Origin of the sequence: Flaviflexus sp. (genome assembly GCF_052087705.1) — a bacterium.
In the GTDB taxonomy this organism is placed as follows: Bacteria; Actinomycetota; Actinomycetes; order Actinomycetales; family Actinomycetaceae; genus Flaviflexus; species Flaviflexus ciconiae.
In genome coordinates, this window is the sequence record NZ_JBQCYC010000019.1 from 39,961 (window position 1) to 47,693 (window position 7,733).

At 59.5% G+C, this 7,733-nt stretch carries 6 protein-coding genes; 3 read left to right on the forward strand and 3 right to left on the reverse strand.

The genetic code is table 11. The annotated features are described in order from the left end of the window. Positions 1–13 precede the first annotated feature (13 nt). Genes ACTHUY_RS09570 through ACTHUY_RS09580 form a run of 3 tightly spaced genes read right to left on the reverse strand, consistent with a single transcriptional unit; the run spans position 14 to position 1,874 of the window. Complete coding sequence (locus ACTHUY_RS09570) at positions 14–970, reverse strand: bile acid:sodium symporter family protein (RefSeq protein ID WP_441675189.1); 957 nt, start codon at positions 968–970, stop codon at positions 14–16. Then, positions 967–1,236, reverse strand: a complete 270-nt coding sequence (locus ACTHUY_RS09575) for a YciI family protein (RefSeq protein WP_228201568.1) — start codon at positions 1,234–1,236, stop codon at positions 967–969. The genes ACTHUY_RS09570 and ACTHUY_RS09575 overlap by 4 nt, the downstream gene beginning before the upstream one ends. Beyond that, the gene (locus tag ACTHUY_RS09580) at positions 1,233–1,874 is read right to left on the reverse strand and encodes an MBL fold metallo-hydrolase (protein WP_441654868.1); all 642 of its coding nucleotides are present in this window, start codon (positions 1,872–1,874) and stop codon (positions 1,233–1,235) included. Before ACTHUY_RS09580 ends, ACTHUY_RS09575 begins: the two co-directional genes overlap by 4 nt. A 168-nt stretch (positions 1,875–2,042) precedes the next feature. Here ACTHUY_RS09580 and uvrA point away from each other — a divergent pair, with 168 nt between their 5' ends. The 3 genes from uvrA to ACTHUY_RS09595 all read left to right on the forward strand — a co-directional run. Next, complete coding sequence (uvrA, locus tag ACTHUY_RS09585; protein WP_441654867.1) at positions 2,043–4,874, forward strand: excinuclease ABC subunit UvrA; 2,832 nt, start codon at positions 2,043–2,045, stop codon at positions 4,872–4,874. Positions 4,875–4,878: 4 nt separating this feature from the next. Further along, complete coding sequence (gene uvrC, locus ACTHUY_RS09590) at positions 4,879–6,882, forward strand: excinuclease ABC subunit UvrC (RefSeq protein WP_441654866.1); 2,004 nt, start codon at positions 4,879–4,881, stop codon at positions 6,880–6,882. A 99-nt stretch (positions 6,883–6,981) separates the two neighbouring features. Beyond that, positions 6,982–7,733: hypothetical protein (locus ACTHUY_RS09595; RefSeq protein ID WP_441678633.1), on the forward strand; the 752-nt coding region annotated here is incomplete at its 3' end.

Sequence of the window (7,733 nt, forward strand, 5' to 3'; positions counted from 1 at the left end):
AACGATAGCGCCCCTACCGGGCTACGTCCGACTCTTCACGCCCGAGCCTTGACGCAATAACCGCACACACGAGTAGCTGGATCTGGTGGAAGATAATGACCGGCACGGCAATCGGCCCGATCAAAGCGGCCGGGAAGATCGCCTGCGCCATGGGCAATCCCGTGGCGAGAGACTTCTTGGAACCGCACATGAGGACGGCAATTTGGCCGGGTCTGCCCACCTTGAGCCAAGCCGATGCATACCAGGTGAGCGCCAGAATAATGGCGAGAAGCACACCGGAAACGGCGATCAGAACAACGATCTGTAGGGGCGTGACACCATCCCACGTGTTGGCAGCGGTCGAGTCGAGAACGGCTCCGAGAACAATGACAACCACCGTGCCCTGGTCGTAGACCTTCAGTTGCTTCGGGTATTTGCGAATGCGGTCGCCCAGCTTGATCTGGAGAATCTGGCCAATGAAAAACGGCAGTAGCAGTTGGGTGAGGACGCTCGAAATCGATCCGGCCGAGGCACCCTCAATGTTCATGAAGATCAGAACGTAGAGGGGAGTGAGAAACATGCCAATGACGTTCGAGAACGTTGCCGCGCATACCGCGGCCGCCGTGTCACCTTTGGCGATCGACGTGAAGGTCACCGACGACTGGATGGTGGAGGGCAGGAAGGCCAGATAGAGGAAACCGTTCGCGAAGCCTTCACCAAGGACCGGGGTCAGCAACGGATGGATGGCGAGACCAATAAGGGGGAAAACGATGTAAGTGGAGGCAAAAATGAGCCCCTGGACCTTGACGTTCGTCAGCCCGGCCAGCACCTCGGAGGTTCGCAGGCGCAAGCCGTAGAGGAAGAACAGGATGGCGACAAGGACATCTCCGGCCCACGAGATCCCGGTGCGAACACCGTCGGGGGCGGGCCAGAGAAGACCTAGCGCGAATGCAAGAAGGATCCCAACAATGAAGGGATCAATGCGTTTCACGCCCACGGACCGTAAACGACGGTCCACTCCTTGATGTCGAGTTCGAGGACGATTCCGGACTTCATGAACGGATCGCCGCCAAGAAGATCGATCGCCTGCTGCTCGGAGTCAGCTGAAAGGATGAGAAGGGCACCGTCGCCGCGCGGACCGCTGGCAAGTAGCTTTCCATCGTCGAACAGAGTCTTGAGGTACTCGCGGTGCAGGGGGCGAACATCGTGGATGTCATCGCGCTCGGGGTCGTATGTGTATGTCGCTGCGAAAATCACCAGCGCCGTCCTTCCCATTCGGTCAGCTTCGGGCGTTCATCGCCCAAAGTCGTGGAGTCCCCGTGGCCGGGGTGGATGATCGTATCGTTGTCGAAGCGTTCGAACAGGCGATCGCGAACATCGTTGAAGAGCAGGAAGAAAGCCTGCTCTGACGGAGTTTTACCAACCCCGCCTGGGAACAGGGAGTCGCCGGTCAGGATGTGAGACCCCTCAACGACAATCGCAAGGCCGGCGGGAGTGTGGCCGCGCAGAACAATGAACTCGAGCTCAAGATCACCGAAGGACCGAACCTCGCCGTGCTTGAGGGAATCCGTTGCCTCAACCGGTAGGGCTACGCCCGTTTCCTTGGTCGCGAGAATCTCGGCTTCCGGGAACACGTGGTGAACCGTTTCGAGAGCGCCAATGTGGTCGTGATGCTCGTGGGTCGTGATAATGGCGTGAACGGTCTTGCCGGCGGCAAGCTCAGCCACCCGCTGCGGCTCGGCGGCAGCATCGACAATCACCGCATCGCCAAGGTTGTTCTCGATGAGGTAGACGTTGTTGTCCATGCTCCCCACCGACATCTTCACGATCCTTGTGTCGTCGAGGTCAATTGTTACGGGAGGGAGGCCGGCACCGGTGTGATAGGTCATACTCATGCCCTCTACACTACCGACCCCGCCGGGTTTACGGCTACCGAGCAACGGATTGCTACGAACGTAAGCATTCCGGCTACGGCGGTATAGGGGAGTCCCATGTGCCGCGTCACGCAGTGTGTTGAGGGGTACATTTGTTCGAAAGTCTCGTGGAACAGTTACAATGTCCGAGTGACTGAACATATCGTTGTCAGCGGTGCCCGTGAGCATAACCTTCAGAACGTCGACCTCGAGATCCCACGTGATCAGCTTGTGGTCTTCACCGGCCTATCCGGTTCCGGGAAGTCATCCCTAGCTTTTGACACGATCTTCGCCGAGGGTCAGCGACGCTACGTCGAGTCCCTGTCTTCGTACGCGAGGCAGTTCCTGGGACGGATGGATAAGCCCTCCGTCGACTACATTGGGGGACTGTCGCCCGCGGTCGCGATCGACCAGAAGTCGACAAGCCGCAACCCGCGTTCAACCGTTGGAACAATTACCGAGGTATACGACTACCTGAGGTTGCTGTACGCCCGTGCCGGTATCCAGCACTGCCCGGAGTGCGGTGAAGAGATCAGCTCGCAGTCTGCGGAGCAGATCGTCAACCACGTCATGGAGCTTCCCGAGGGAACACGATTCCAGGTTCTCGCTCCCGTGATCCGCGGACGCAAGGGCGAATACGGCGAACTGTTCTCCGATCTTCAGCAGCAGGGTTTCTCCCGCGCCAAGGTCGACTCCGAAATGGTTCGGCTCGACAACCCACCGACGCTCGACAAGAAGCTCCGTCACGACATTGACGTCGTCGTTGACCGCCTCGTCCGGAAGGACTCGACCCGCCGGCTCACCGACTCGATCGAGACCGCGCTGCGCCTGACCGATGGTCTGGTTGTCATCGAACGTGTGGACGTCGATGAAGACGATCCGCAGCGGTTCCGAAAGTACTCGGAGAAGCGCGCCTGCCCGAACGATCACGTGCTGACCCTCGAGGAAATTGAGCCCCGCACGTTCTCGTTCAACGCACCCTACGGCGCCTGCCCCGAGTGTTCGGGTATCGGCACCAAGCTAGAGGTGGATCCCGCGCTCGTTGTTCCCGACGAGTCAATCTCACTACGCGATGGTGCTGTCCTGCCCTGGGCTAGCAACAAGACCTACTTCACGAGGCAACTGACCGCACTCGGCAAGGAGATTGGTTTCTCCGTCGACACCCCGTGGGGTGAACTTTCCAAGGAAGTCCGCGACACGATCGTGTACGGCAAGGACTACAAGATCAAGGTCAAGTACAAGAACCGCTGGGGCCGTGAACGCACGTACGCAACCGGTTTCGAAGGTGTTCTCGACTTCGTCAAAAGGAAGCGGGAAGAGACCGAGTCCGAATGGTCGAAGGAACGTTACGAATCCTTCATGAGGGAGATCCCCTGCCAGGAGTGTCACGGCGCCCGCCTCAAGCCCGAGGTTCTCGCCGTCACCATCGGCGGCCTCTCCATCGCAGAGCTCTGCGATCTGTCGGTCGCCGAAGCATCCCTGTTCCTCAATAAGCTGGAACTCACGCCCAAGCAGCGGGCCGTGGCCGATGCTGTTCTCAAGGAAACCCAGTTCCGGCTCGGCTTCCTCGTCGACGTTGGCCTCACCTATCTCACGCTGTCCCGCGGGGCCGCCGGGCTGTCCGGCGGTGAAGCTCAGCGCATTCGACTCGCCACCCAGATCGGTTCTGCCCTGGTTGGCGTTCTGTACGTTTTGGATGAACCGTCGATTGGTCTGCACCAACGCGACAACGCGCGCCTCATTCAGACCCTTGAGAAGCTCCGCGATCTCGGCAACACCCTGATCGTTGTCGAACACGACGAAGACACGATTAAGTCCGCCGACTATATCGTTGACATTGGCCCTGGCGCGGGCGAGCGCGGGGGAGAAATCGTCTACGCAGGTGACTACAACGGACTTCTGGTGGAAAACTCGTCGATCACCGGTGCCTATCTTGCTGGACGCAGGTCTATCCCGCTTCCAACGGAACGCCGCAAAGTCGACAAGAAGAACCAGATCACGGTGAAGGGCGGCAAGGAAAACAACCTGAAGAACGTCACGGTTTCTTTCCCACGCTCCTGCTTCGTGGCCGTCACCGGTGTTTCCGGTTCCGGCAAGTCCACGCTCGTGAACTCGATTCTCTACAACTCCCTTGCCAACCAGCTGAACCGCGCACGAATTGTTCCCGGTCGTCACACGTCCGTGACGGGCCTCGACGGTCTTGACAAGGTCATCCACGTCGATCAGTCTCCGATTGGTCGTACCCCGCGCTCAAACCCAGCCACCTACACAGGTGTGTGGGACCGGGTGCGCAAGCTCTTTGCTGAGGTTCCCGAATCAAAGGTCCGCGGCTACGGCCCCGGCAGGTTCTCCTTCAACGTCAAGGGCGGTCGCTGTGAATCGTGCAAGGGTGACGGCACGATCAAGATCGAAATGAGCTTCCTGCCCGACGTGTACGTGCCCTGCGAAGTGTGCGACGGCAAGCGCTACAACCGCGACACCCTCGAGGTGAAGTACAAGGGCAAGTCCGTTGCCGATGTCCTTGAGATGACGATCTCGGAGGCCCTCGAGTTCTTCGGCCCCGTCTCCGGCATCACCCGGCACCTTTCTACCCTCGACTCCGTTGGTCTTGGCTATGTTCGACTTGGTCAGTCGGCCACCACCCTGTCCGGTGGCGAGGCCCAGCGCGTGAAGCTCGCCTCCGAGCTGCAACGTCGGAGCAACGGCCGTTCCGTCTACGTGCTTGACGAGCCAACAACCGGCCTGCACTTCGAAGATGTGTCGAAGCTCCTCAAGGTCCTCCAGGGCCTTACCGACAAGGGCAACACCGTGATCGTGATCGAACACAACCTGGACGTTATTAAATCCGCGGACTGGGTGATCGACATGGGACCCGAGGGTGGTGCCGGCGGCGGACAGGTTATCGCCCAGGGTACCCCCGAGGACATTGCGAAGGTGAAGAATTCTTACACCGGACAATTCCTTGCCCCGCTCCTAGGGTAGGTATATGGCTGACCCGTCCGTTTACCGTCCAAAGACCTCCGATATTCCCACCGATCCGGGGGTCTATCGGTTCATCGACGAGGACGACCGCGTTATTTATGTTGGTAAGGCAAAGAACCTGCGGCAACGGCTCGTCAACTACTTCCAGGACCTCGCGCTCCTACACCCGCGCACCAGGCAAATGGTCACCACTGCCGGACGGGTCGAATGGGTGGTGCTGAAGACCGAGGTTGAGGCGCTCACCCTCGAATACTCGTGGATCAAGGAATTCGACCCCCGGTTCAACGTCATGTACCGGGACGACAAGTCGTACCCGTACCTGGCGGTCACGATGTCCGAGTCGATTCCGCGAGCAGGTATCACCCGCAATTCTCATAAGAAAGGTAACCGCTACTTTGGGCCCTACACGCAGGTGTGGGCGATCCGGCACACCCTTGACTCACTTCTCCACACGTTCCCGGTACGAACCTGCTCACCGGGCGTTCTGAAACAAGCTCAACGCTCGGGGCGTCCCTGTCTGCTCGGCTACATCGATAAGTGTTCCGCACCGTGTGTGGGTCGGATCTCCGAAGAAGACCACAGGGAGCTTGCTCTCGAGCTGTGCAACTTCCTTGATGGTGACACCGGGCGTCACATTCGTTCCCGCGAACGCGACATGAAGAAGGCTGCTACCGAACTCGACTTCGAAAGGGCAGCGCGGCTCCGTGATGATGTCGAGGCACTCAAGCGCGTTGTCGAACAGAACGCGGTGGTACTCCCGGACCGAACCGATGTTGATGTCTTTGGTCTTGTCTCCGACGAACTCGAAGCAAGCGTTCAGGTGTTCCACGTGCGCGGGGGCCGCGTGCGCGGCCAGCGTGGCTGGGTGACCGAACGTGTTGAGAACTTGGACGATGCTGGGCTGGTTACCGCCCTGTTGCTTCAGGTCTATGGCGAGCAGGGCGAGAACCGCCTCCTGAAGCCGAGTCGTGAGATGCCGGAGGGGCAGGCACGGTCCGTTGACGACCGCACCCACACCCCGACAATGGCAATCCCGAGAGAAATTATCGTGCCGGTCATGCCGGACGATCCCGATGCGATCCTCGCCTGGCTGGAAGAACGCCGCGGAGCCCGCATCAACCTGCACGTGGCACAGCGCGGCGACAAGGCACGGCTCGCAGAAACAGTGCACGAGAATGCCACCCAGGCACTTGCTCGCGCCAAGGTGAAGCGCTCCGGCGACCTCACGCAACGTGCGAAGGCACTGGAAGATCTTCGGGATGTTCTCGGGCTTTCGGCCGCACCGCTCCGTATCGAGTGTTTCGACGTGTCCCACACGCAGGGCACCCACCAGGTGGCGTCCATGGTCGTCTTTGAGGACGGCATGCCCCGCAAGGCCGACTACCGCCACTACATCATTCGTGGCGAGAACGGCGAGGGCGCACGTGACGATACGGCGGCCATGGACGAGGTGCTTCGCAGGCGCCTTGCCAAGGTGAAGGAAGGCTCGCGTGATGTCGACGAAGAAGTAGCCGTATCGGGTGCCGTTGATCCGGACACCGGCAGGGTCAAAAAGTTTGCGTACCGCCCGAACCTCATCGTCGTTGATGGTGGCCTCCCGCAGGTTAATGCAGCCCAGCGTGTTGTTGATGAGCTGGGTGTCGATGTTGAAGTTGTTGGCCTAGCGAAGCGCCTCGAGGAAGTCTGGATCCCAGGGGATGACTTCCCGGTCATCTTCCCTCGTTCCTCAGCGGCCCTCCACCTGCTCCAGCATGTGCGCGATGAATCCCACCGCTTCGCCATCTCCCACCACCGGAAGCGGCGTTCGAAGGCCATGACACGCTCTGCTCTCGATGCTATTCCGGGACTTGGCCCTGCCCGCCAAAAAGACCTGCTCGACAAATTTGGGAGCGTCGCCAAGATCAAGCAGGCTAGCCCCGAAGAGCTTGCCGCCGCCCCCGGAATTGGGCCCGCCTTCGCACAGAAGATCCACGATCATTTCCATCCGGAGCCTGACGGGAGCAGTTAAATTGAGGGCAATGACGACAAAGGGTGTCGCCATGTCATGTTTTCCCGCAGTGGCGTATACACGGCAAAGTGCCGACATCTCTAGAATAGGCGGGTTCAGATGAATGGTCCCACCGTCAACCGGGAAGAAGAGATCCTCGAGTCTCTCCCAGCCCTGTTCTTCTTCCTTTCCATTAGCACAACGCGGACAGAGCTTCTCGACGGATATTTCGTGGATCCCGAGGAACTTTTGCGCAGCCCGGATCAGTCAGTCATCGACCGCCTCACTAGTGCTGTGGTGGACCGTGGCGTGCCTACCCTTCTTGGGCCGCGAGAGGACGTGCTCCTTCATCTCGGTCGCACGGCAACAGAATTGAGCTTCGGTGTTCTCACGCCCCTTAATCGTCCGGGTTACCGGCTTAGCAGATTCGCTGAGTGCTTCCGCCCCCTTGCCCGGATCGTCGCGGCTTCACCGGATTTCACTTGGTGGTGGGAAGGTGCACAAACCCACCGGGTAACCGCAAAGGACATCGGCATCTCCCACCGTGAGGACCTGACTGAACAGAGCCACTGGTCGAATCAGCCGCGAAGTGCGCAGACTATCCAGACAACACCGGGTCCTATTGAGAGTCTGGAGAGTACGATGGCGGTCTGCTTCGACAACGACACGGCTTTCGCAGGTGATAATCGGACGCTACCGCTCGCCAAGAATGACCCCTGCGGGCAGGGCCTGCGGATAACGAACCCATCCGATTGGCAAGACCTTCTGAGCGTAGCGCATACTGTTGTTACCGATGATGGGCGGCTTCACTACTGGTCAGATATGCTGGGCACCCAACGAAAGTGGGTCACGCCTGATTGGCAGAGGATTTC

Coding starts and splice junctions, on each gene's coding strand:
- uvrC (WP_441654866.1), top strand. CDS start 4,879: ATGGCTGACCCGTCCGTTTACCGTCCAAAGACCTCCGATATTCCCACC.
- ACTHUY_RS09580 (WP_441654868.1), bottom strand. CDS start 1,874: ATGAGTATGACCTATCACACCGGTGCCGGCCTCCCTCCCGTAACAATT.